Source organism: Lysobacter sp. OAE881 (assembly GCF_040546665.1).
GTDB classification, from domain to species: domain Bacteria; phylum Pseudomonadota; class Gammaproteobacteria; order Xanthomonadales; family Xanthomonadaceae; genus Lysobacter_J; species Lysobacter_J soli.
In genome coordinates, this window is sequence record NZ_JBEPOG010000001.1 from 1,245,158 (window position 1) to 1,265,388 (window position 20,231).

Sequence of the window (20,231 nt, forward strand, 5' to 3'; positions counted from 1 at the left end):
AGACATGAAAGATTTGCTCAACCTCTTCAACCAGCAGCGCACGGCGATCGACTTCGACGCCATCAAGATCGCGCTGGCTTCGCCGGACCTGATCCGTTCGTGGTCCTACGGCGAAGTGAAGAAGCCGGAAACCATCAACTACCGCACCTTCAAGCCCGAGCGCGACGGCCTGTTCTGCGCCGCGATCTTCGGTCCGATCAAGGACTACGAGTGCCTGTGCGGCAAGTACAAGCGCATGAAGCACCGCGGTGTGGTGTGCGAGAAGTGCGGCACGGAAGTGACGCTGGCCAAGGTGCGTCGCGAGCGCATGGGCCACATCGACCTGGCCTCGCCGGTCGCGCACATCTGGTTCCTGAAGTCGCTTCCGTCCCGCATCGGCCTGATGCTGGACATGACGCTGCGCGACATCGAACGCATCCTGTACTTCGAAGCCTACGTGGTGACGGAGCCGGGCCTGACCGCGCTCGAGCGCGGCACGCTGCTCACCGAAGAGCAGTTCCTGCAGGCGCGCCAGGAGCACGGCGATGACTTCGAGGCCGCGATGGGCGCCGAAGCCGTCTACGAGCTGCTGCGCACGATCGACCTGCAGTCGGAAATGGTCACGCTGAAGGAAGAGATCGCCGCGACCAACAGCGAGACCAAGCTCAAGCGCCTCACCAAGCGCATCAAGCTGGTCGAAGCCTTCCTCGAATCCGGCAACCGTCCGGAGTGGATGGTCATGACCGTGCTGCCGGTGCTGCCGCCGGACCTGCGCCCGCTGGTTCCGCTGGACGGCGGCCGCTTCGCGACCTCCGACCTGAACGACCTGTACCGCCGCGTCATCAACCGCAACAACCGCCTGCGTCGCCTGCTCGAACTCAACGCGCCCGACATCATCGTGCGCAACGAGAAGCGCATGCTGCAGGAATCGGTCGACGCGCTGATGGACAACGGCCGTCGCGGTCGTGCCATCACCGGCACCAACAAGCGCCCGCTCAAGTCGCTCGCCGACATGATCAAGGGCAAGCAGGGTCGCTTCCGTCAGAACCTGCTCGGCAAGCGCGTGGACTACTCGGGCCGTTCGGTCATCGTGGTCGGTCCGACCCTGCGCCTGCACGAGTGCGGCCTGCCGAAGAAGATGGCGCTGGAGCTGTTCAAGCCCTTCATCTTCGCCAAGCTGCAGCGCCGTGGCCTGGCCACGACGATCAAGGCCGCCAAGAAGCTCGTCGAGCGCGAAGAGGCCGAGGTGTGGGACATCCTCGAAGAGGTGATCCGCGAGCATCCGGTCCTGCTGAACCGCGCGCCGACGCTGCACCGCCTGGGCATCCAGGCGTTCGAGCCGGTGCTGATCGAAGGCAAGGCGATCCAGCTGCATCCGCTGGTCTGCACCGCGTTCAACGCGGACTTCGACGGTGACCAGATGGCCGTCCACGTGCCGCTCTCGCTGGAAGCCCAGCTGGAAGCGCGTGCGCTGATGATGGCGTCGAACAACATCCTGTCGCCGGCGAACGGCGAGCCGATCATCGTGCCGTCGCAGGACGTCGTGCTCGGCCTGTACTACATGACCCGCGCCCTGGAGAACAAGGCGGGCGAGGGCATGGCGTTCGCCAACGTCGCCGAAGTCAAGCGCGCCTACGACAACCGCGTCGTGCAGCTGCACGCCAAGTGCAAGGTGCGTATCACCGAGACGGTGAAGAACGAGGACGGCACCACCGAGCAGAAGACCTCGATCGTCGACACGACCGTGGGTCGCGCCCTGCTGCGTGAAATCCTGCCGGAAGGCCTGCCGTTCGCGCTGGCCAACGTCGAGCTGACCAAGAAGAACATCAGCCGCCTGATCAACTCGTGCTACCGCATGCTCGGCCTGAAGGACACGGTCGTGTTCGCCGACAAGCTGATGTACACCGGCTTCGGCTACGCCACGCGTGCCGGCGTGTCGATCGGCATCGACGACATGCTCATCCCGGTCGAGAAGAAGGGCATCCTGGACGAGGCCGAAGCCGAAGTCCTGGAAATCCAGGAGCAGTACCAGTCGGGCCTGGTCACCGCCGGCGAGCGCTACAACAAGGTCGTCGACATCTGGTCGCGCACGAACGAGCGCGTGGCCAAGGCGATGATGGACGCGATCGGCACCGAGAAGGTGCAGAACGCGAAGGGCGAGACCATCGACCAGAAGTCGATGAACTCGATCTACATCATGGCCGACTCCGGCGCGCGTGGTTCGCAGGCGCAGATCCGCCAGCTGGCCGGTATGCGCGGCCTGATGGCCAAGCCCGACGGCTCGATCATCGAGACGCCGATCACCGCGAACTTCCGCGAAGGCCTGAACGTCCTCCAGTACTTCATCTCGACCCACGGTGCCCGTAAGGGTCTGGCCGATACCGCGCTGAAGACGGCGAACTCGGGTTACCTGACCCGTCGCCTCGTCGACGTGGCGCAGGACGTGGTGATCACCGAGACCGATTGCGGCACGTTCGAAGGTCTGACGATGACCCCGATCGTCGAAGGCGGCGACGTGGTCGAACCGCTGCGCGACCGCGTGCTGGGTCGCGTCGTGGCCGAGGACGTGTTCCTGCCGGGCAACGACGACGAGCCGATCGTGACGCGCAACACCCTGCTCGACGAAGCCTGGGTGCAGAAGCTCGAGGACGCCAGCGTCCAGTCGATCAAGGTGCGCTCGACGATCACCTGCTCCAGCTCGTTCGGCGTGTGCGCGCACTGCTACGGTCGCGACCTGGGTCGCGGTCACCTGGTCAACCACGGCGAAGCGGTCGGCGTCGTCGCCGCGCAGTCGATCGGCGAGCCGGGGACGCAGCTGACGATGCGTACGTTCCACATCGGTGGTGCGGCGTCGCGTGCGGCGGCCATCGACAACGTCACGGTCAAGACCACCGGTACGATCAAGTTCAACAACCTCAAGCACGTCGAGCACGCCACGGGCAACCTGGTGGCAGTCTCGCGTTCGGGCGAACTGTCGGTGCTCGACGGCCACGGCCGCGAGCGCGAGCGCTACAAGCTGCCGTACGGTGCGACCGTCAACGTGAAGGACGGCGCGGACATCAAGGCTGGCCAGACGGTCGCCAACTGGGATCCGCATAACCACCCGATCGTGTCGGAAGTGGCGGGCTTCGTGCGCTTCATCGACTTCGTCGACGGCGTCACCGTCATCGAGAAGACCGACGAACTGACCGGCCTGGCCTCGCGCGAGATCACCGATCCGAAGCGTCGCGGCTCGCAGGGCAAGGACCTGCGTCCGATCGTCCGCATCGTCGACAAGAACGGCAAGGACCTGTCCATCCCGGGTACCGACCTGCCGGCGCAGTACCTGCTGCCGCCGCGCTCGATCGTCAACCTGCAGGACGGCGCGCCGGTGGGCGTGGGCGACGTGGTCGCAAAGATCCCGCAGGAAGCGTCGAAGACCCGCGACATCACGGGTGGTCTTCCGCGCGTGGCCGACCTGTTCGAAGCCCGCAAGCCGAAGGACCCGGCCGTGCTGGCCGAGCGTTCGGGCATCGTGTCGTTCGGCAAGGACACCAAGGGCAAGCAGCGCCTGATCATCAAGGACACCGACGGCAACGAGCACGAAGAGCTCATCCCGAAGTACCGCCAGATCATCGTGTTCGAAGGCGAGCACGTGGAGAAGGGCGAGACCGTGGTGGACGGCGAGCCGAGCCCGCAGGACATCCTGCGCCTGCTGGGTGTCGAGCCGCTGGCCGTGTACCTGACGAAGGAAATCCAGGACGTCTACCGCCTGCAGGGCGTGAAGATCAACGACAAGCACATCGAGGTGATCGTTCGCCAGATGCTGCGCAAGGTCGAGATCACCGACCAGGGCGACAGCAAGTTCCTCAACGGCGAGCAGATCGAGCGTCAGCGCCTCATCGAGGAGAACGCACGCCTGGCCGCCCGCGGCGAGATCGTGGCTGGCTTCGAGCCTGTCCTGCTGGGCATCACCAAGGCCTCGCTGGCGACCGAGTCGTTCATCTCGGCGGCTTCCTTCCAGGAAACCACCCGCGTGCTGACCGAGGCCGCCGTGCGCGGTACGCGCGATGGCCTGCGTGGCCTGAAGGAGAACGTGATCGTGGGTCGCCTGATCCCGGCGGGTACGGGTCTGGCCTACCACACCCAGCGCCGCCGCGGCGCCACGGGCCTGACGGAGTCGGAACTGGAGGCGCTTGCCACCCCGGTGACGACCGCCGCCGAGCCTGCGGCCGAAACGGCCGACGTGCAGGGCGAGGAGTCCAGCGCTTCGTAAGGAGTGCATGCCGGGCGGGTTCCCACCCGCCCGGTTTGCCGGTACAATTCCGGCGCTTTCGCGGACCCTCGTGGTCCGCCCAGATCACGAAATGAGGTCGCAACGGATGCGCCTCGTGTTCGGCCCAGGAAGGGCGGGATCGCAGTGAAGTCCATGCGTTGTGCCGCCATTGCGGCCGGGCAGGGCATCCGGTTTAGTCCGCGTTGACGGTAACGTCAGGCGCGGGCTATACTTTTTCGTCTCGGTATGCCGGGTTGTTCCGGCGTGCCGTTTGTGTTTTTCCACGGGCCGTACGGCCTTCCTCAAAGAGTTCCAGATGGCGACGATCAATCAGCTGGTCCGCAAGCCGCGGCAGGCGACCACCTACAAGAGCGCCTCGCCGGCGCTCGCGAACTGCCCGCAGCGTCGTGGCGTTTGCACCCGCGTGTACACCACCACCCCGAAGAAGCCGAACTCGGCGCTGCGCAAGGTGGCCAAGGTTCGTCTCACCAACGGTTACGAGGTCATCTCGTACATCGGCGGCGAAGGCCACAACCTGCAGGAGCACTCGGTCGTGCTGATCCGCGGCGGCCGCGTCAAGGACCTGCCGGGTGTGCGTTACCACACCGTGCGCGGTTCGCTCGATGCCGCCGGCGTGACCAAGCGTCGGCAGAGCCGCTCCAAGTACGGCGCCAAGCGTCCGAAGTCCTAATCCGGTCGGTCGCTACAACGGCCCTTCGTACAAGAATCACAGAATAGGTACGCACCATGTCGCGTAAAGGTTCCACCCCCCAGCGTTCGGTCCTGCCGGACCCCAAGCACGGCAGCGAGACCATCGCCCGTTTCATCAACATGGTCATGCAGAGCGGCAAGAAGTCGGTCGCCGAGAAGATCGTCTACGGCGCGATGGATGTCATCGGCGAGAAGAACCCGAACGCCCTCGAGCTCGTCGAGAAGGCGCTCGGCAACGTGTCTCCGGCCGTGGAAGTGAAGTCGCGTCGCGTCGGCGGCGCCACCTACCAGGTGCCGGTCGAAGTGCGCTCCTCGCGCCGCATGGCGCTCGCGATGCGCTGGCTGATCGAGTCGGCCCGCAAGCGCGGTGAAAACACCATGCCGCGCAAGCTCGCGGCGGAACTGCTGGACGCCTCGGAAAACCGCGGCGGCGCCATCAAGAAGCGCGAAGAAACCCACCGCATGGCGGAAGCGAACAAGGCGTTCGCTCACTACCGCTGGTGATCTGAGCGAGGCGGCCCCATATCGGGGTCGCCGGCCCCGGCAGCCTACTGAGCTGCCGCGGCGGCAAAAGAGCCGCCATGCGAACCGGACGCCGGCCCAGTGCCGGCATCTGGCCATCTGGAATTCCAAAATTTACGAGAGGGTCCCGTGGCTCGCACCACTCCCATCGAGCGTTACCGCAACTTCGGCATCATGGCCCACATCGATGCCGGCAAGACCACCACGTCCGAACGCATCCTGTTCTACACCGGTGTCAGCCACAAGATCGGCGAAGTGCACGAAGGTGCCGCGACGATGGACTGGATGGAGCAGGAGCAGGAGCGCGGCATCACGATCACGTCGGCCGCGACGACCGCGTTCTGGAAGGGCATGGACAAGTCCCTGCCGGAGCACCGCTTCAACATCATCGATACCCCCGGGCACGTCGACTTCACCATCGAAGTCGAGCGTTCGCTGCGCGTGCTCGACGGCGCGGTGTTCGTGCTGTGCGCCGTCGGTGGCGTGCAGCCGCAGTCCGAGACCGTGTGGCGCCAGGCCAACAAGTACTCGGTGCCGCGCATGGCGTTCGTCAACAAGATGGACCGCACCGGTGCCAACTTCGACAAGGTCGTTGAGCAGCTGAAGGCCCGCTTGGGTGCGTACGCCGTGCCGATGCAGGTGCCGATCGGCGCCGAAGACGGCTTCGAAGGCGTGATCGACCTGCTCAAGATGAAGGCCATCCATTGGGATGTCGCCTCGCAGGGCACGAAGTTCGAGTACCGCGACATCCCGGCCGAGCTCCAGGCGAAGTCCGAGGCTGCGCGCAGCTTCATGGTCGAAGCCGCTGCCGAAGCGAACGAAGCGCTGATGGACAAGTACCTGTCCGAAGGCGAGCTGACGGAGGCCGAGATCATCGCCGGCCTGCGCGAGCGCACCCTGCGCGTTGAAATCGTGCCGGTGTTCTGCGGCTCGGCGTTCAAGAACAAGGGCGTGCAGGCCATGCTCGACGGCGTGATCAACCTGCTGCCGTCGCCGGCCGATCGTCCGCCGGTCCAAGGCATCGACGAGAACGAGAAGGAAGACAGCCGCAAGGCGTCGGATTCCGAGCCGTTCTCCGCGCTCGCGTTCAAGATCATGACCGACCCGTTCGTCGGCGCGCTTACGTTCTTCCGCGTCTACTCGGGCGTGCTGAATTCGGGCGACCAGGTGTTCAACCCGGTCAAGTCGAAGAAGGAACGCATCGGCCGCATCCTGCAGATGCACGCCAACCAGCGCGACGAAATCAAGGAAGTCCGCGCGGGCGACATCGCCGCCGCCGTGGGCCTGAAGGACGTGACGACCGGCGACACGCTGTGCTCGGGCGATCACATCATCACCCTTGAGCGCATGACGTTCCCGGAGCCCGTCATCTCGATGGCGGTCGAGCCGAAGACGAAGTCGGACCAGGAAAAGATGGGTATGGCCCTGTCGCGTCTCGCGCAGGAAGATCCCTCGTTCCGCGTCCGTACCGACGAGGAATCGGGTCAGACCATCATCGCCGGCATGGGCGAGCTGCACCTGGACATCATCGTCGACCGCATGCGTCGCGAGTTCAACGTGGAAGCGAACGTCGGCAAGCCGCAGGTGGCCTACCGCGAAACGATCCGCAAGTCGGACGTCAAGTCGGACTACAAGCACGCCAAGCAGTCGGGTGGTAAGGGTCAGTACGGTCACGTCGTGATCGAGCTGTCGCCGATGACCGAAGCCGATCGCGCCAATCCGGACGTCGAGAACGATTTCCTGTTCGTCAACGACATCACCGGCGGCGTGATCCCGAAGGAATTCATCCCGGCGGTCGAGAAGGGCCTGCGCGAAACCATCACCAGCGGTCCGCTGGCTGGCTTCCCGGTCGTGAACGTCAAGGTCAAGCTCGTCTTCGGTTCGTACCATGACGTCGACTCGTCCGAAATGGCGTTCAAGCTCGCTTCGTCGATGGCCTTCAAGGAAGGCTTCCGCAAGGCCGATCCGGTCCTGCTGGAGCCGATGATGAAGGTCGAGATCGTGACGCCGGAAGACTATGTCGGCGACGTCATGGGCGACGTGAGCCGCCGTCGTGGCCTGCTGTCCGGTCAGGACGACAGCCCGTCGGGCAAGGTCATCAACGCGATGGTGCCGCTGGGCGAAATGTTCGGCTATGCGACCTCGCTGCGTTCGATGTCGCAGGGCCGCGCCACGTTCACGATGGAATTCGACCACTACGCCGAAGCGCCGACCAACATCGCCGACGCGGTGATGAAGAAGGGCGGCTGATAGCCGGATCCCGGATGCCGGCCCCCGCCGGCATCCGTTACGCCAGATCAACTAGCAACAACTTTTTAAAGAGAGATAGCCATGGCCAAGGGTAAGTTTGAGCGCACCAAGCCGCACGTGAACGTGGGCACGATCGGTCACGTCGACCACGGCAAGACCACGCTGACGGCGGCACTGACGAAGGTGGGTGCGGAGCGTTTCGGCGGCGAGTTCAAGGCGTACGACGCGATCGACGCCGCGCCGGAAGAGAAGGCGCGCGGCATCACGATCTCGACGGCGCACGTCGAGTACGAAAGCCCGACGCGTCACTACGCGCACGTGGACTGCCCGGGCCACGCCGACTACGTGAAGAACATGATCACGGGTGCGGCGCAGATGGACGGCGCGATCCTGGTGTGCTCGGCCGCTGACGGCCCGATGCCGCAGACGCGCGAGCACATCCTGCTGTCGCGCCAGGTCGGCGTGCCGTACATCGTCGTGTTCCTGAACAAGGCCGACATGGTGGACGACGCCGAGCTGCTGGAGCTCGTCGAGATGGAAGTGCGCGAGCTGCTGAGCAAGTACGAGTTCCCGGGCGACGATACCCCGATCATCCACGGTTCGGCCCGTCTGGCGCTGGAAGGCGACCAGTCGGAGATCGGCGTGCCGGCGATCCTGAAGCTGGTGGAAGCGCTGGACACGTTCATCCCGGAACCGCAGCGTGACGTCGACAAGCCGTTCCTGATGCCGGTGGAAGACGTGTTCTCGATCTCGGGCCGCGGCACCGTGGTGACCGGCCGTATCGAGCGCGGCATCATCAAGGTCGGCGACGAAATCGAAATCGTCGGCATCCGCCCGACGCAGAAGACCACGGTCACCGGCGTCGAGATGTTCCGCAAGCTGCTCGACCAGGGTCAGGCGGGCGACAACGCCGGTCTGCTGCTGCGCGGCACCAAGCGTGACGACGTCGAGCGCGGCCAGGTGCTGGCCAAGCCGGGTTCGATCACGCCGCACACCACGTTCGAAGCCGAGGTGTACGTGCTGTCGAAGGACGAAGGCGGCCGTCACACGCCGTTCTTCAAGGGCTACCGCCCGCAGTTCTACTTCCGCACCACCGACATCACCGGTGCGGTCGAGCTGCCGGAAGGCGTCGAGATGGTCATGCCGGGCGACAACATCAAGATGGTTGTCACGCTGATCAACCCGGTCGCGATGGACGAAGGCCTGCGCTTCGCGATCCGCGAAGGCGGCCGCACCGTCGGCGCCGGCGTCGTGGCGAAGATCCTGAAGTAATGAACGAAGCCCGGCGCCTCGCGCGCCGGGCTTTGTCTTGTCGGACCCGGCGCTTGCACAGGCTGTGGATATCCGGTTAGAATGCACGACCACTGCGGCGCTTTCCTTCGGGAAAGGGCCGCAACCAGCGAAATGAGGTGCAGGAAGCGCCTCGTGTTCGCCAGACAGGGACATGTCGCACGGCGCGCTCCGTACGTTCCGGGCCTTCGGGCTTCCAAGGAACGCTAAACGGGGCTCTTCGTGCGTTCTACTCCGTCTGGGCGGGCCGGGTGACCGGTCTGCCTTGTTTTTTGAGGCATGGAAGCTCCGGGGCGAGGGTGCAGCTCCGGGGTATTTGCATTTTTCAGGGGTACGGCACACCCAGAGGCCGGCCCGTCGCTCTTTTAACCAAGGAATTCCGTCATGGCGGACCAAAAGATCCGAATCCGGCTCAAAGCGTACGATCATCGCCTGATCGACCGCTCGGCCAGCGAGATCGTCGAGACGGCTAAGCGCACCGGTGCCCAGGTCAAGGGCCCGATTCCGCTGCCGACCAAGATCGAGCGCTACACCATTCTCGTTTCGCCGCACGCCGACAAGGACGCGCGCGACCAGTACGAGACCCGCACGCACAAGCGCGTGCTCGACATCGTCGATCCGAACGACAAGACCGTGGACGCGCTGATGAAGCTCGAACTCGCGGCTGGCGTCGACGTCCAGATCAAGCTGACCTGAGGCTCCCACCATGACCGCGAAGAAGTATTCGTTGGGCATCGTCGGTCGCAAGGCCGGCATGAGCCGTTTCTTCACTGAAGACGGCAAGTCGGTTCCGGTGACGCTGATCGAAGCGACCCCGAACCGCATCACCCAGATCAAGACCGACGACACCGACGGCTACAGCGCCGTGCAGGTCACCGTCGGCGTGCGCCGCGCCGCGCTCGTCAACAAGCCGGAAGCCGGTCACCTCGCCAAGGCGAAGGTCGAAGCCGGTCGTGGCCTGTGGGAGCTGCGCGTGGAAGCCGACCAGATCGGTGGCTTTGAAGTGGGCGGCGAGATCAAGGCCGACATCTTCAGCGCCGGCCAGCTGGTCGACGTCCAGGGCGTGACGAAGGGCAAGGGCTTCCAGGGCACGATCAAGCGCTGGAACTTCACGATGGGCGACGCGACGCACGGTAACTCGCTGTCGCACCGTTCGCCGGGCTCCATCGGTCAGCGCCAGACGCCGGGCCGTGTGTTCCCGGGTAAGAAGATGTCCGGCCACATGGGCGACGAAACCCAGACCACGCAGCGCCTGGAAGTGGTGAAGGTCGACGCCGAGCGCGGCCTGATCGCCATCAAGGGTGCCGTGCCGGGTGCGCCGGGTGGCGACGTCATCGTGCGTCCCTCGAGCAAGGCATAAGGAGAGATGACGATGGAACTCGCCATCACCAACAGCAGCAAGACTGTGTCGGTTTCCGACGCGATCTTCGGCCGCGAATTCAGCGAAGACCTGGTCCACCAGGTTGTCGTTGCGTATCGCAACGCCGGTCGCGCCGGCACCAAGGCGCAGAAGACCCGTTCTGAAGTCAATGGTACGACCAAGAAGTCGAAGAAGCAGAAGGGCGGCGGTGCGCGTCATGGCGCGCTGACGGCTCCGATCTTCGTCGGCGGCGGCGTGACCTTCGCGGCCAAGCCGCGCAGCTTCGCGCAGAAGGTCAACCGCAAGATGTACCGCGCCGCGATGGCCGCGATCCTGTCCGAGCTGAACCGCCAGGGCCGCATCAAGGTTGTCGAGTCGTTCGATCTGGACGCTCCGAAGACCTCGGGCCTGATCTCCAAGCTGAAGGGCCTGGAAGTCGGTCGTCGTCCGCTGATCGTCACCGAAGACGCCACCGAGAACCTGTACCTCTCGGCGCGCAACCTGCCGTACGTCGAAGTGCGTGACGTCCAGGGCCTGGATCCGGTTTCCCTCGTGGGCGCCGACTCGGTCGTGGTCACCGCCGACGCGGTCAAGAAGATCGAGGAGTGGCTGGCATGAACGAGGCCAAGCTCTACAACATCATCCGTGCGCCGCGCGTGTCCGAAAAGACCGCTCGTCTGCAGGAAGTTTCCAACCAGTACGTCTTCGAAGTCGCGACGGACGCCACCAAGGCCGACATCAAGGTCGCCGTGGAAAAGCTGTTCGAAGTGAAGGTTGAAGCGGTCAACGTCGTGAACGTCAAGGGCAAGAACAAGTCCTTCCGTTTTCGCGCCGGTAGCCGCGGCAGCTGGCGCAAGGCGTACGTGACGCTGGCCGAAGGCCAGTCGATCGACGTGATGGCCAAGGCCTGAGGAAAGACCCATGGCATTGATGACTTTCAAGCCCACCTCCGCCGGCCGCCGCAGCGCGGTTCGCGTGGTGACCCCGGGCCTGCACAAGGGCGCGCCGCACGCGGCGCTCGTCGAGAAGCAGGGCAAGACCGGCGGTCGTAACCACCACGGCCGTATCACCACCCGTCACATCGGTGGTGGTCACAAGCAGCACTACCGCATCATCGACTTCAAGCGCGACAAGGAGGGCATCCCCGCCCGTGTCGAACGCATTGAATACGATCCGAACCGCACCGCGCACATCGCGCTGCTGTGCTACGTCGACGGTGAGCGCCGTTACATCATCGCCCCGAAGGGCCTGAAGGATGGCGACCAGGTGATCGCGGGCCGTGACGCTCCGATCCGCGTGGGCAACACGCTCCCGCTGACCAACGTTCCGGTCGGTACGACGGTGTGCTGCGTCGAAATGAAGCCGGGCAAGGGCGCCCAGCTGGCCCGCGCGGCCGGCGCCAGCGCCTACCTGGTCGCTCGCGAGCAGGGGTACGCCACGCTGCGTCTTCGCTCCGGCGAAATGCGCAAGGTGCCGGCCGAGTGCCGCGCCACCATCGGCGAAGTCGGCAACGACGAGCACAACCTCGAGAAGCTGGGCAAGGCCGGTGCGGCGCGTTGGCGCGGCATCAAGCCGACCGTCCGCGGTGCGGCCATGAACCCGGTCGACCACCCGCACGGCGGTGGTGAGGCCAAGGCCGGCCAGGGTAACCCGCATCCGGTCACCCCGTGGGGTGTGCCGACCAAGGGTTACAAGACCCGCAAGAACAAGCGCACCCAGCAGTTCATCGTGCGCGATCGCAGGAGCTAATCGGCCATGGCACGTTCACTGAAGAAAGGCCCGTTCGTCGACCACCACCTGATGAAGAAGGTGGAGACCGCGGGCAACAACAAGAAGCCGATCAAGACCTGGTCGCGTCGCTCGATGGTGCTGCCGGAGATGGTGGGTTTCACCATCGCGGTGCACAACGGCAAGAACCACATCCCGGTGCTGGTCAACGAAAACATGGTTGGCCACAAGCTTGGCGAGTTCGCCCTGACCCGTACGTTCAAGGGTCACGGCGGCGACAAGAAGTCGGGCAAGTAAGGAGATGACCATGGAAGCGAAAGCCATCCTGCGCACCGCGCGCATCTCCCCGCAGAAGGCCCGCCTGGTCGCTGACCAGGTGCGTGGTCTGTCGGCCGAGCGCGCCGTCAACCTGCTGAAGTTCTCGGACAAGAAGGCTGCCCACCTGATCAAGAAGGTGGTGGAGTCCGCGATTGCCAACGCCGAGAACAACCAGGGCGCCGACATCGACGAGCTCAAGGTCAAGACCATCATGGTGGACGAGGGTCCCGCACTGAAGCGCTTCATGGCGCGTGCGAAGGGCCGCGGCACCCGCATCCTCAAGCGCACCAGCCACATCACTGTGGTTGTGGGCGCGGGCAAGTAAGGCGGAGTCAGACAATGGGTCACAAAGTACATCCCACCGGCATCCGCCTGGGCATCGCCAAGGACTGGAACTCCAAGTGGTTTGCCAACAAGAAGCAGTACGCCGGTTTCCTGGCGGCGGACCTGAAGGTCCGTGATCTGCTGCGCAAGAAGCTGGCTCAGGCCGGCATCTCGAAGATCTTCATCGAGCGTCCGGCGAACAACGCCCGCGTGACGATCCACACCGCCCGTCCGGGCGTGGTGATCGGCAAGCGCGGCGAGGACATCGAGAAGCTGCGCAAGGAAGTGAGCGACGTGATGGGCGTTCCGGCGCACATCAACGTCACCGAGGTCCGCAAGCCGGAACTCGACGCGCAGCTGGTCGCCGAGTCGATCGCGCAGCAGCTCGAGCGCCGCATCATGTTCCGTCGCGCGATGAAGCGCGCCGTGGGCAATGCGATGCGCCTGGGCGCCCTGGGCATCAAGGTCAACGTGGGTGGTCGTCTGAACGGTGCGGAAATCGCGCGTTCGGAGTGGTACCGCGAAGGTCGCGTGCCGCTGCACACGCTGCGTGCCGACATCGACTACGGCTTCGCTGAAGCCAAGACGACCTACGGCATCATCGGCATCAAGGTCTGGATCTACAAGGGCGAGGTGTTCGACTTCTCGCAGGTGGGCCAGGAGAAGCAGGAAGAAGCGCCGCGTGCAGAGCGCAGCGAGCGTCCGGCCCGTCCGGCGCGCGCCAACCGCGAGGCGAGGGACTAAGCCATGTTGCAACCCAAGCGAACCAAGTACCGCAAGGTACACAAGGGCCGCAATGAAGGCCTGAGCTGGAACGGCAACGCCGTCAGCTTCGGCGAGTACGGCCTGAAGGCGACGGCGCATGGTCAGCTGACCGCGCGCCAGATCGAGGCCGCGCGTCGTTCCATCAGCCGCTACGTCAAGCGCGGCGGCAAGATGTGGATCCGCGTGTTCCCCGACAAGCCGATCACCAAGAAGCCGATCGAAGTCCGAATGGGCTCCGGTAAGGGCAACGTCGAGTACTGGGTCGCCCAGATCCAGCCCGGTCGCATGATTTACGAGATCGAAGGCGTGGCAGAGGACGTGGCGCGTGAAGCGTTCCGTCTGGCCGCCGCCAAGCTCTCGGTGACCACCACTTTCGTTACCCGGACGGTGCGCTAATGGAACTCAAGCAACTGCGCGAGAAGTCGGCCGACGAACTGAAGGCCCACCTGGCCGAGCTGCACAAGGAGAGCTTCGCCCTCCGCATGCAGAAGGCCACGGGCCAGCTCGCCAAGACCCATGAGTCCCGCCGCGTGCGCCGCGAGATCGCTCGCGTGAACATGCTGCTCGGCGAGAAGAAGTAAGGACCCTGTCATGACCGACAACAATACAGAGAAGGCTGTCCGCACGGTTGAAGGCCGGGTCGTCAGCAACAAGATGGACAAGACCGTCACCGTGCTCGTCGAGCGCCAGGTCAAGCACGCGCTGTACGGCAAGTACATCCGCCGCTCGACCAAGCTTCACGCCCACGACGCCGACAACGCCTGCAAGGAAGGCGATGTCGTGCGGGTGAAGGAAATTGCGCCGATGTCGAAGACCAAGAACTGGAGCGTGGTTGAGATCGTCAGCCGCGCGGCCGAATAAGAGGAGGCTGAGTCATGATCCAGATGCAGAGCTACCTCGATGTGGCTGACAACTCCGGTGCCAAGGAAGTGATGTGCATCAAGGTGCTGGGCGGCTCGAAGCGCCGTTACGCCGGCATCGGCGACATCATCAAGGTCACCGTCAAGGACGCGATCCCGCGTGGCAAGGTCAAGAAGGGCGACGTCTACGACGCCGTCGTCGTGCGCACCCGCAAGGGCGTGCGTCGTCCGGACGGTTCGCTGATCCGCTTCGACGGCAACGCCGCCGTGCTCCTGAACAACAAGCAGGAACCGATCGGTACCCGCATCTTCGGGCCTGTGACCCGCGAGCTGCGTACCGAGAAGTTCATGAAGATCGTCTCGCTCGCTCCTGAAGTGCTCTGAGCGGAGGAATTATATGAACCGTATCCGCAAGGGCGATCAGGTGATCGTCACCACCGGCAAGGACAAGGGCAAGAAGGGCGAAGTGGTGCGCGTGCTCGGCGAGAAGGTCGTCGTGTCGAACCTCAACGTCGTCAAGCGCCACACCAAGCCGAACCCCCAGGCTGGCCAGCCGGGCGGCGTGGTCGAGCGCGAAGCGCCGATCCACATTTCCAACGTGATGCTCTTCAACCCGGCTACCGGCAAGGGTGAGCGCATTGCTTTCAAGGTGCTGGAGGATGGACGCAAACTGCGTGTGTTCCGCTCCAGCGGTGAGGCGGTTGACGCCTGAGGAATGCTGAAATGACCACCCGTCTCGAAAAGTTCTACAAGGACGAAGTCGTCCCGGCCCTGACCAAGAAGTTCGGTTACACGAACCCGATGGAAGTGCCGCGCCTGACCAAGATCACGATCAACATGGGCGTCGGCGAAGCCGCGACGAACAAGAAGATCCTGGAGAACGCGGTCGCCGACCTGACGAAGATTGCCGGCCAGAAGCCGATCGTGACCAAGTCCCGCGTGTCGGTGGCTTCGTTCAAGATCCGCGACGGCTGGCCGATCGGCTGCAAGGTGACGCTGCGTCGCGCCCACATGTTCGAGTTCCTCGACCGTCTGATCAACATCTCGCTGCCGCGCGTGCGTGACTTCCGCGGCGTGTCGGGTCGTTCGTTCGATGGCCGTGGCAACTACAACATGGGCGTCAAGGAACAGATCATCTTCCCGGAAATCGACTTCGACGCCGTCGACGCGATCCGCGGCATGGACATCGCGATCACCACGACCGCGAAGACCGACGCCGAAGCCAAGGCGCTGCTGGAAGCCTTCCGCTTCCCGTTCCGCAACTAACTCGAGGATTGAACAATGGCTAAGACCTCCATGGTCAACCGCGAGATCAAGCGGGCGAAGCTGGCCAAGCAGCACGGTGCCAAGCGCGAAGCGCTGAAGAAGATCATCTCCAGCCAGACCGCTTCGTACGAAGAGAAGCTGGACGCGGTCACCAAGCTGCAGAAGCTGCCGCGCGACTCCTCGCCGAGCCGCCAGCGCAACCGCTGCGAGCTGTCGGGCCGCCCGCGTGGCGTCTATCGCAAGTTCGGCCTCGGCCGCAACATGCTGCGCAAGGCGACCATGAACGGCGACGTTCCGGGTCTGCGCAAGGCCAGCTGGTAACACCGGACGCCGGCAAGTCTGCTAGACTTGCCGGCTCGCTCGCGTCAGGCCCCGGCCGGCAGGGCGGGGCGCCTGAAGGGAACTTCCACGTTCCCGCCAGGCACTACAACTGAATTCGCAATCCCGCGGATATCGGTGCTACTCATAGGTGCATTAATTCATGAGCATGACTGATCCCATTGCCGACATGCTGGTCCGCATCAAGAATGCGGCGGCTGTCCGGAAGCAGACGGTGAAGATGCCGTCTTCGAAGATCAAGGTGGCCATCGCCAAGGTTCTGCAGGACGAGGGCTACATCCTGGATTCCCGCGTGACCGATGTCGGCGCCGGCAAGTCCGAACTCGAAATCTCGCTGAAGTACTACGAAGGTAAGCCGGTGATCGAGCGCCTCGAGCGCTACTCCCGTTCGGGCCTGCGCCAGTACCGCGGCAAGGCCAAGCTGCCGAAGGTCCTGGGCGGCCTCGGCATCGCCATCATCTCCACCTCGAAGGGCATCATGACCGACGCGCAGGCGCGCCAGCAGGGCGTCGGCGGTGAAGTCCTGTGCTTCGTGGCCTAAGGGAGGAATAGACATGTCCCGAGTTGCCAAGAAGCCGGTCGCCCTCCCGAAGGGCGTCGAACTCAACATCCAGGCCGATTCGATCAGCGCCAAGGGCCCGAAGGGCACCCTGAGCGTCGCGAAGCCGGCTGGTATCAACGTCAACGTCGACAACGGTACCGCCACGTTCTCCTCCGAGGATGCGGCGCTGATCCCGCTGGCCGGCACGCTGCGCGCGATCCTGGCCAACATGGTCAAGGGCGTCTCCGAAGGCTTCGAGCGCAAGCTCGAGCTCGTCGGCGTCGGTTACCGCGCCTCGATGCAGGGCAAGGACCTGAACTTGGCGCTGGGTTTCTCGCACCCCGTCGTGCTGGCGGCTCCGGCCGGCATCACGATCGCCACGCCGACGCAGACCGAAATCGTCATCGCCGGTGCCGACAAGCAGGCGGTGGGTGAGTTCGCAGCCAAGATCCGCGCTGTCCGTCCGCCGGAGCCCTACAAGGGCAAGGGCGTGAAGTACGCCGGCGAAGTCATCATCCGCAAGGAAGCCAAGAAGGCCTAATCGGCGCTTCAGCTTTCGGAGATACGCAAATGAACAAGAACACCGCCCGCCTGCGCCGCGCCAAGTCGACCCGCGCGCACATCCGCGAACTCGGCGTGCCGCGCCTGTCGGTGCTGCGCACCGGCCAGCACCTGTACGCCCAGGTCTTCACCTCCGACGGTTCCAAGGTCCTGGCTTCGGCTTCGACCGTGCAGTCCGACGTGATGGAAGGCCTGAAGAACGGCAAGAACGCCGACGCCGCCGCCAAGGTCGGTCGCATGATCGCCGAGAAGGCGAAGGCTGCCGGCATCGAGAAGGTCGCGTTCGACCGCTCGGGCTACCGTTACCACGGCCGCATCAAGGCCCTGGCTGACGCCGCCCGCGAAGGTGGCCTGCAGTTCTGATGTCTTGAAGGCGTGGGGATCCGTCCCCACGCCTGGATTTCTGCCCGCCGGCATGGGGAATGCCGGGCGCGACCATGGATTCCCATGTTCGCGAAACATCCGCAGCACCTCACAACGATAAGCGGCCACGCCGCAAATCCTTTAACTACCGAGCAATCGAAATGGCAGAAGAACAACGTGCACCGCGGGGTCGTGATCGCGACCGCAACCGCGAAGAGATCGACGACGGCATGATCGAGAAGCTGATCGCGGTCAACCGCGTCAGCAAGACCGTCAAGGGCGGTCGCCAGTTCACCTTCACCGCGCTGACGGTGGTGGGCGACGGCAACGGCAAGGTCGGCTTCGGTTACGGCAAGGCGCGCGAAGTGCCGGTCGCGATCCAGAAGTCGATGGAGTACGCCCGCAAGTCGATGGCGAACGTCGACCTGAACAACGGCACCCTGTGGCACTCGGTCAAGGCCGGTCACGGCGCTGCCCGCGTGTTCATGCAGCCCGCCTCCGAAGGTACCGGCGTGATCGCCGGTGGCGCGATGCGCGCCGTCCTGGAAGCTGTCGGCGTGAAGAACGTGCTGGCCAAGGCCGTCGGTTCGCGTAACCCGATCAACCTGGTTCGCGCCACGCTGAAGGGCCTGTCCGACATGCATTCGCCGGCGAAGATCGCTGCGAAGCGTGGCAAGAAGGTGGAGGACCTGATCAATGGCTAAGAACGATGCAGTCGCCGGCGGCACCGTGAAGGTGCGCCTGGTCAAGGGTCTTCGTGGCACCCAGTCGCGTCACCGCCTGTCGGTGCGTGCGCTGGGCCTGAACAAGCTCAACGACGTGCGTGAACTGAAGGACAGCCCGCAGGTTCGCGGCCTGATCAATCAGCTCCATTACCTCGTCCGAGTCGAGGAGTAATCAAGATGCGTCTCAACACTCTGCAGCCTGCCGAGGGCGCCCGCACCGAGCGCACCCGCGTCGGTCGCGGTATCGGTTCCGGCCTGGGCAAGACCGCGGGTCGCGGCCACAAGGGCTCGTTCGCGCGCTCGGGCAAGGGCAAGATCAAGGCCGGCTTCGAAGGCGGCCAGATGCCGATGCAGCGCCGTCTGCCGAAGATCGGTTTCCGTTCGAAGCTGTCCAAGGACACGGCCGAAGTGCTGCTGTACCAGCTGGACAAGCTGCCGGCCGGCGACGTCGATTTCGCCGCGCTGAAGGCTGCCAAGCTGGTGCCGAGCACCGCGAAGCAGGCCAAGATCGTGGTGAAGGGCGAACTGACCAAGAAGTTTGTGCTGAAGGGCGTGGCCGCCACGGCCGGCGCCAAGGCCGCGATCGAAGCGGCCGGCGGCAAGGTCGAGGAGTAATCGACGGATGGCGCGCAGCGGTAGCAACGCGGTAGCCGGCCTCGGTGGCGGACTCGGTAAGTTCACCGAGCTCCGCCAGCGCCTGCTGTTCGTGGTCGGTGCCCTGATCGTCTACCGCATCGGCTGCTACATCCCGGTGCCGGGCGTCAATCCGGAAGCAATGCTCCGGCTGATGGAAACCCAGAAGGGCACCATCGTGGACATGTTCAACATGTTCTCCGGTGGCGCCCTCCATCGCTTCAGCCTGTTCGCGCTGAACGTGATGCCGTACATCTCGGCTTCGATCATCGTGCAGCTGCTGGTGCAGATCGTGCCTAGCCTGAAGGCCATCCAGAAGGAAGGCGAGTCGGGTCGGCGCAAGATCAACCAGTGGTCGCGCATGGGTGCGATCCCGCTGGCCGTGTTCCAGGCCTGGGGTATCGCGACCGCGCTTCAGGCCGGTGGCGCAAGCCAGGGCATCGCGGTGGTCTACAACCCGGGTCCGGGCTTCATCCTGACCGCGGTGATCGCCCTGACGGCGGGCACCATGTTCCTGATGTGGCTGGGCGAGCAGGTGACGGAGCGCGGTATCGGCAACGGTGTTTCGCTGATCATCTTCGCAGGCATCGTGGCGGGTCTTCCGGCAGCGGTGTTCGGCATGTTCGAGCAGATCCGCAACGGCGACATGAGCGCGCTGGTAGCCATCGTGGTGGTGGCGATCGTGCTGGGCTTCACGTACTTCGTGGTGTTCGTCGAGCGCGGTCAGCGTCGCATTACGGTCAACTACGCCCGTCGGCAGGGTGGCCGTAGCGCGTACATGAACCAGTCGTCGTTCCTGCCGCTGAAGCTCAACATGGCGGGCGTGATCCCGGCGATCTTTGCCTCGAGCATCGTGATGTTCCCGGCGACGGCGGCCAACTGGTTCAGCCAGGGCAATTCGGGGTCGACCCTCCACCGTGTCAGCCAGTGGCTGAACCCGGGCGAGCCGCTCCACATGATCCTGTACGCAGGTCTGATCATCGGTTTCGCGTTCTTCTACACGGCGCTGGTGTTCAACTCGCAGGAAACGGCCGATAATCTGAAGAAGTCGGGCGCGCTGATTCCGGGCATCCGTCCGGGCAAGGCGACCGCCGACTATATCGATGGCGTCCTCACCCGTCTGACGGCGGCCGGCGCGATCTACCTGGTGCTGGTGTGCCTCCTTCCGGAGGTCATGCGCACCGAACTGGGCACCTCGTTCTACTTCGGCGGCACCTCGCTGCTGATCGTGGTCGTGGTGGTCATGGATTTCATCGCCCAGATCCAGGCTCATCTGATGTCTCATCAGTACGAGAGCCTGCTGAAGAAGGCGAACTTGAAGGGCGGCTCGCGCGGCGGTCTCGCGCGCGGGTGATCCCGGACCTTACGCGCGCCAGAGTAGCGCGCGGGGTCGGGCAGGGCGGTTCGCCGCGATGTCCGACCAGTCCGGTTTCGTCGCCGG

Annotated in this window: 27 protein-coding genes; all 27 read left to right on the top strand. The window is 64.5% G+C overall.

From position 1 onward, the window contains the following. Positions 1–4 precede the first annotated feature (4 nt). The 27 genes from rpoC (at position 5) to secY (ending at position 20,144) form a co-directional block, all read left to right on the top strand. Positions 5–4,234 carry a DNA-directed RNA polymerase subunit beta' gene (gene rpoC, locus ABIE51_RS05810; RefSeq protein ID WP_115843885.1) on the top strand — a complete coding sequence of 1,410 codons (4,230 nt, stop codon included), beginning with the start codon at positions 5–7 and terminating at the stop codon, positions 4,232–4,234. Between the two features lie 316 nt (positions 4,235–4,550). Continuing rightward, on the top strand, positions 4,551–4,925 hold the full coding sequence (gene rpsL / locus ABIE51_RS05815; protein ID WP_115843883.1) for a 30S ribosomal protein S12: 375 nt from the start codon (positions 4,551–4,553) through the stop codon (positions 4,923–4,925). A gap of 56 nt (positions 4,926–4,981) precedes the next feature. After that, a complete protein-coding gene (gene rpsG, locus ABIE51_RS05820) occupies positions 4,982–5,449 on the top strand; it encodes a 30S ribosomal protein S7 (RefSeq protein ID WP_055902462.1) in 468 nt (155 codons plus the stop codon). A 147-nt stretch (positions 5,450–5,596) separates the two neighbouring features. Next, positions 5,597–7,717 (top strand): elongation factor G, encoded by a 2,121-nt coding sequence (gene fusA, locus ABIE51_RS05825; RefSeq protein ID WP_115843881.1) that lies wholly within the window; start codon positions 5,597–5,599, stop codon positions 7,715–7,717. A gap of 81 nt (positions 7,718–7,798) precedes the next feature. Continuing rightward, positions 7,799–8,989, top strand: a complete 1,191-nt coding sequence (tuf, locus tag ABIE51_RS05830) for an elongation factor Tu (protein ID WP_115843879.1) — start codon at positions 7,799–7,801, stop codon at positions 8,987–8,989. A gap of 402 nt (positions 8,990–9,391) precedes the next feature. Next, the gene (gene rpsJ / locus ABIE51_RS05835) at positions 9,392–9,703 is read left to right on the top strand and encodes a 30S ribosomal protein S10 (protein ID WP_036137876.1); all 312 of its coding nucleotides are present in this window, start codon (positions 9,392–9,394) and stop codon (positions 9,701–9,703) included. 10 nt (positions 9,704–9,713) lie between these two features. After that, a complete protein-coding gene (rplC, locus tag ABIE51_RS05840; RefSeq protein WP_115843877.1) occupies positions 9,714–10,367 on the top strand; it encodes a 50S ribosomal protein L3 in 654 nt (217 codons plus the stop codon). Positions 10,368–10,379: 12 nt separating this feature from the next. Then, positions 10,380–10,985: a 50S ribosomal protein L4 gene (rplD, locus tag ABIE51_RS05845; RefSeq protein WP_157029552.1), complete on the top strand. Its 606-nt coding sequence runs from the start codon at positions 10,380–10,382 to the stop codon at positions 10,983–10,985. Further along, positions 10,982–11,278, top strand: a complete 297-nt coding sequence (gene rplW, locus ABIE51_RS05850; RefSeq protein ID WP_115843875.1) for a 50S ribosomal protein L23 — start codon at positions 10,982–10,984, stop codon at positions 11,276–11,278. Before rplD ends, rplW begins: the two co-directional genes overlap by 4 nt. A gap of 10 nt (positions 11,279–11,288) precedes the next feature. Continuing rightward, positions 11,289–12,116 (top strand): 50S ribosomal protein L2, encoded by an 828-nt coding sequence (gene rplB / locus ABIE51_RS05855; protein ID WP_115843872.1) that lies wholly within the window; start codon positions 11,289–11,291, stop codon positions 12,114–12,116. A gap of 6 nt (positions 12,117–12,122) precedes the next feature. After that, positions 12,123–12,392: a 30S ribosomal protein S19 gene (rpsS, locus tag ABIE51_RS05860; protein ID WP_057943874.1), complete on the top strand. Its 270-nt coding sequence runs from the start codon at positions 12,123–12,125 to the stop codon at positions 12,390–12,392. 10 nt (positions 12,393–12,402) lie between these two features. After that, positions 12,403–12,738 carry a 50S ribosomal protein L22 gene (gene rplV / locus ABIE51_RS05865; RefSeq protein ID WP_115843977.1) on the top strand — a complete coding sequence of 112 codons (336 nt, stop codon included), beginning with the start codon at positions 12,403–12,405 and terminating at the stop codon, positions 12,736–12,738. Positions 12,739–12,752: 14 nt separating this feature from the next. After that, positions 12,753–13,481 (top strand): 30S ribosomal protein S3, encoded by a 729-nt coding sequence (gene rpsC / locus ABIE51_RS05870; RefSeq protein WP_115843870.1) that lies wholly within the window; start codon positions 12,753–12,755, stop codon positions 13,479–13,481. Between the two features lie 3 nt (positions 13,482–13,484). Beyond that, positions 13,485–13,898: a 50S ribosomal protein L16 gene (gene rplP, locus ABIE51_RS05875; protein ID WP_055902334.1), complete on the top strand. Its 414-nt coding sequence runs from the start codon at positions 13,485–13,487 to the stop codon at positions 13,896–13,898. Further along, positions 13,898–14,083, top strand: coding sequence for a 50S ribosomal protein L29 (gene rpmC, locus ABIE51_RS05880; RefSeq protein WP_115843868.1), 186 nt, complete (start codon positions 13,898–13,900; stop codon positions 14,081–14,083). Before rplP ends, rpmC begins: the two co-directional genes overlap by 1 nt. Before the next feature lie 10 nt (positions 14,084–14,093). Further along, a complete protein-coding gene (rpsQ, locus tag ABIE51_RS05885; RefSeq protein ID WP_115843866.1) occupies positions 14,094–14,363 on the top strand; it encodes a 30S ribosomal protein S17 in 270 nt (89 codons plus the stop codon). Between the two features lie 14 nt (positions 14,364–14,377). Continuing rightward, a complete protein-coding gene (rplN, locus tag ABIE51_RS05890) occupies positions 14,378–14,746 on the top strand; it encodes a 50S ribosomal protein L14 (protein WP_056136003.1) in 369 nt (122 codons plus the stop codon). 13 nt (positions 14,747–14,759) lie between these two features. Next, complete coding sequence (gene rplX, locus ABIE51_RS05895; protein WP_192630037.1) at positions 14,760–15,074, top strand: 50S ribosomal protein L24; 315 nt, start codon at positions 14,760–14,762, stop codon at positions 15,072–15,074. Between the two features lie 11 nt (positions 15,075–15,085). Beyond that, entirely contained in the window at positions 15,086–15,628 is a 543-nt protein-coding gene (rplE, locus tag ABIE51_RS05900; protein ID WP_115843862.1) for a 50S ribosomal protein L5, read from the top strand. Between the two features lie 15 nt (positions 15,629–15,643). Further along, the gene (rpsN, locus tag ABIE51_RS05905) at positions 15,644–15,949 is read left to right on the top strand and encodes a 30S ribosomal protein S14 (RefSeq protein WP_115843859.1); all 306 of its coding nucleotides are present in this window, start codon (positions 15,644–15,646) and stop codon (positions 15,947–15,949) included. Between the two features lie 160 nt (positions 15,950–16,109). After that, a complete protein-coding gene (rpsH, locus tag ABIE51_RS05910) occupies positions 16,110–16,508 on the top strand; it encodes a 30S ribosomal protein S8 (RefSeq protein WP_115843857.1) in 399 nt (132 codons plus the stop codon). A 13-nt stretch (positions 16,509–16,521) separates the two neighbouring features. Then, a complete protein-coding gene (gene rplF / locus ABIE51_RS05915) occupies positions 16,522–17,049 on the top strand; it encodes a 50S ribosomal protein L6 (protein WP_115843855.1) in 528 nt (175 codons plus the stop codon). A 29-nt stretch (positions 17,050–17,078) separates the two neighbouring features. Next, on the top strand, positions 17,079–17,432 hold the full coding sequence (gene rplR, locus ABIE51_RS05920) for a 50S ribosomal protein L18 (RefSeq protein WP_115843852.1): 354 nt from the start codon (positions 17,079–17,081) through the stop codon (positions 17,430–17,432). 161 nt (positions 17,433–17,593) lie between these two features. Further along, positions 17,594–18,136, top strand: a complete 543-nt coding sequence (rpsE, locus tag ABIE51_RS05925) for a 30S ribosomal protein S5 (protein WP_115843850.1) — start codon at positions 17,594–17,596, stop codon at positions 18,134–18,136. Beyond that, positions 18,129–18,329 carry a 50S ribosomal protein L30 gene (gene rpmD / locus ABIE51_RS05930; RefSeq protein ID WP_192630038.1) on the top strand — a complete coding sequence of 67 codons (201 nt, stop codon included), beginning with the start codon at positions 18,129–18,131 and terminating at the stop codon, positions 18,327–18,329. Before rpsE ends, rpmD begins: the two co-directional genes overlap by 8 nt. Continuing rightward, positions 18,329–18,772 carry a 50S ribosomal protein L15 gene (gene rplO, locus ABIE51_RS05935; RefSeq protein WP_181902862.1) on the top strand — a complete coding sequence of 148 codons (444 nt, stop codon included), beginning with the start codon at positions 18,329–18,331 and terminating at the stop codon, positions 18,770–18,772. Before rpmD ends, rplO begins: the two co-directional genes overlap by 1 nt. A gap of 7 nt (positions 18,773–18,779) precedes the next feature. Further along, complete coding sequence (secY, locus tag ABIE51_RS05940; protein WP_115843843.1) at positions 18,780–20,144, top strand: preprotein translocase subunit SecY; 1,365 nt, start codon at positions 18,780–18,782, stop codon at positions 20,142–20,144. The last annotated feature ends 87 nt before the right edge of the window (positions 20,145–20,231 follow it).

Bases quoted from the DNA above. Each gene is read 5' to 3' on its own strand.
- rpoC (WP_115843885.1), top strand. From the start codon at position 5: ATGAAAGATTTGCTCAACCTCTTCAACCAGCAGCGCACGGCGATCGAC.
- rpsL (WP_115843883.1), top strand. From the start codon at position 4,551: ATGGCGACGATCAATCAGCTGGTCCGCAAGCCGCGGCAGGCGACCACC.
- rpsG (WP_055902462.1), top strand. From the start codon at position 4,982: ATGTCGCGTAAAGGTTCCACCCCCCAGCGTTCGGTCCTGCCGGACCCC.
- tuf (WP_115843879.1), top strand. From the start codon at position 7,799: ATGGCCAAGGGTAAGTTTGAGCGCACCAAGCCGCACGTGAACGTGGGC.
- rpsJ (WP_036137876.1), top strand. From the start codon at position 9,392: ATGGCGGACCAAAAGATCCGAATCCGGCTCAAAGCGTACGATCATCGC.
- rplC (WP_115843877.1), top strand. From the start codon at position 9,714: ATGACCGCGAAGAAGTATTCGTTGGGCATCGTCGGTCGCAAGGCCGGC.
- rplD (WP_157029552.1), top strand. From the start codon at position 10,380: ATGGAACTCGCCATCACCAACAGCAGCAAGACTGTGTCGGTTTCCGAC.
- rplW (WP_115843875.1), top strand. From the start codon at position 10,982: ATGAACGAGGCCAAGCTCTACAACATCATCCGTGCGCCGCGCGTGTCC.
- rplB (WP_115843872.1), top strand. From the start codon at position 11,289: ATGGCATTGATGACTTTCAAGCCCACCTCCGCCGGCCGCCGCAGCGCG.
- rpsS (WP_057943874.1), top strand. From the start codon at position 12,123: ATGGCACGTTCACTGAAGAAAGGCCCGTTCGTCGACCACCACCTGATG.
- rplV (WP_115843977.1), top strand. From the start codon at position 12,403: ATGGAAGCGAAAGCCATCCTGCGCACCGCGCGCATCTCCCCGCAGAAG.
- rpsC (WP_115843870.1), top strand. From the start codon at position 12,753: ATGGGTCACAAAGTACATCCCACCGGCATCCGCCTGGGCATCGCCAAG.
- rplP (WP_055902334.1), top strand. From the start codon at position 13,485: ATGTTGCAACCCAAGCGAACCAAGTACCGCAAGGTACACAAGGGCCGC.
- rpmC (WP_115843868.1), top strand. From the start codon at position 13,898: ATGGAACTCAAGCAACTGCGCGAGAAGTCGGCCGACGAACTGAAGGCC.
- rpsQ (WP_115843866.1), top strand. From the start codon at position 14,094: ATGACCGACAACAATACAGAGAAGGCTGTCCGCACGGTTGAAGGCCGG.
- rplN (WP_056136003.1), top strand. From the start codon at position 14,378: ATGATCCAGATGCAGAGCTACCTCGATGTGGCTGACAACTCCGGTGCC.
- rplX (WP_192630037.1), top strand. From the start codon at position 14,760: ATGAACCGTATCCGCAAGGGCGATCAGGTGATCGTCACCACCGGCAAG.
- rplE (WP_115843862.1), top strand. From the start codon at position 15,086: ATGACCACCCGTCTCGAAAAGTTCTACAAGGACGAAGTCGTCCCGGCC.
- rpsN (WP_115843859.1), top strand. From the start codon at position 15,644: ATGGCTAAGACCTCCATGGTCAACCGCGAGATCAAGCGGGCGAAGCTG.
- rpsH (WP_115843857.1), top strand. From the start codon at position 16,110: ATGAGCATGACTGATCCCATTGCCGACATGCTGGTCCGCATCAAGAAT.
- rplF (WP_115843855.1), top strand. From the start codon at position 16,522: ATGTCCCGAGTTGCCAAGAAGCCGGTCGCCCTCCCGAAGGGCGTCGAA.
- rplR (WP_115843852.1), top strand. From the start codon at position 17,079: ATGAACAAGAACACCGCCCGCCTGCGCCGCGCCAAGTCGACCCGCGCG.
- rpsE (WP_115843850.1), top strand. From the start codon at position 17,594: ATGGCAGAAGAACAACGTGCACCGCGGGGTCGTGATCGCGACCGCAAC.
- rpmD (WP_192630038.1), top strand. From the start codon at position 18,129: ATGGCTAAGAACGATGCAGTCGCCGGCGGCACCGTGAAGGTGCGCCTG.
- secY (WP_115843843.1), top strand. From the start codon at position 18,780: ATGGCGCGCAGCGGTAGCAACGCGGTAGCCGGCCTCGGTGGCGGACTC.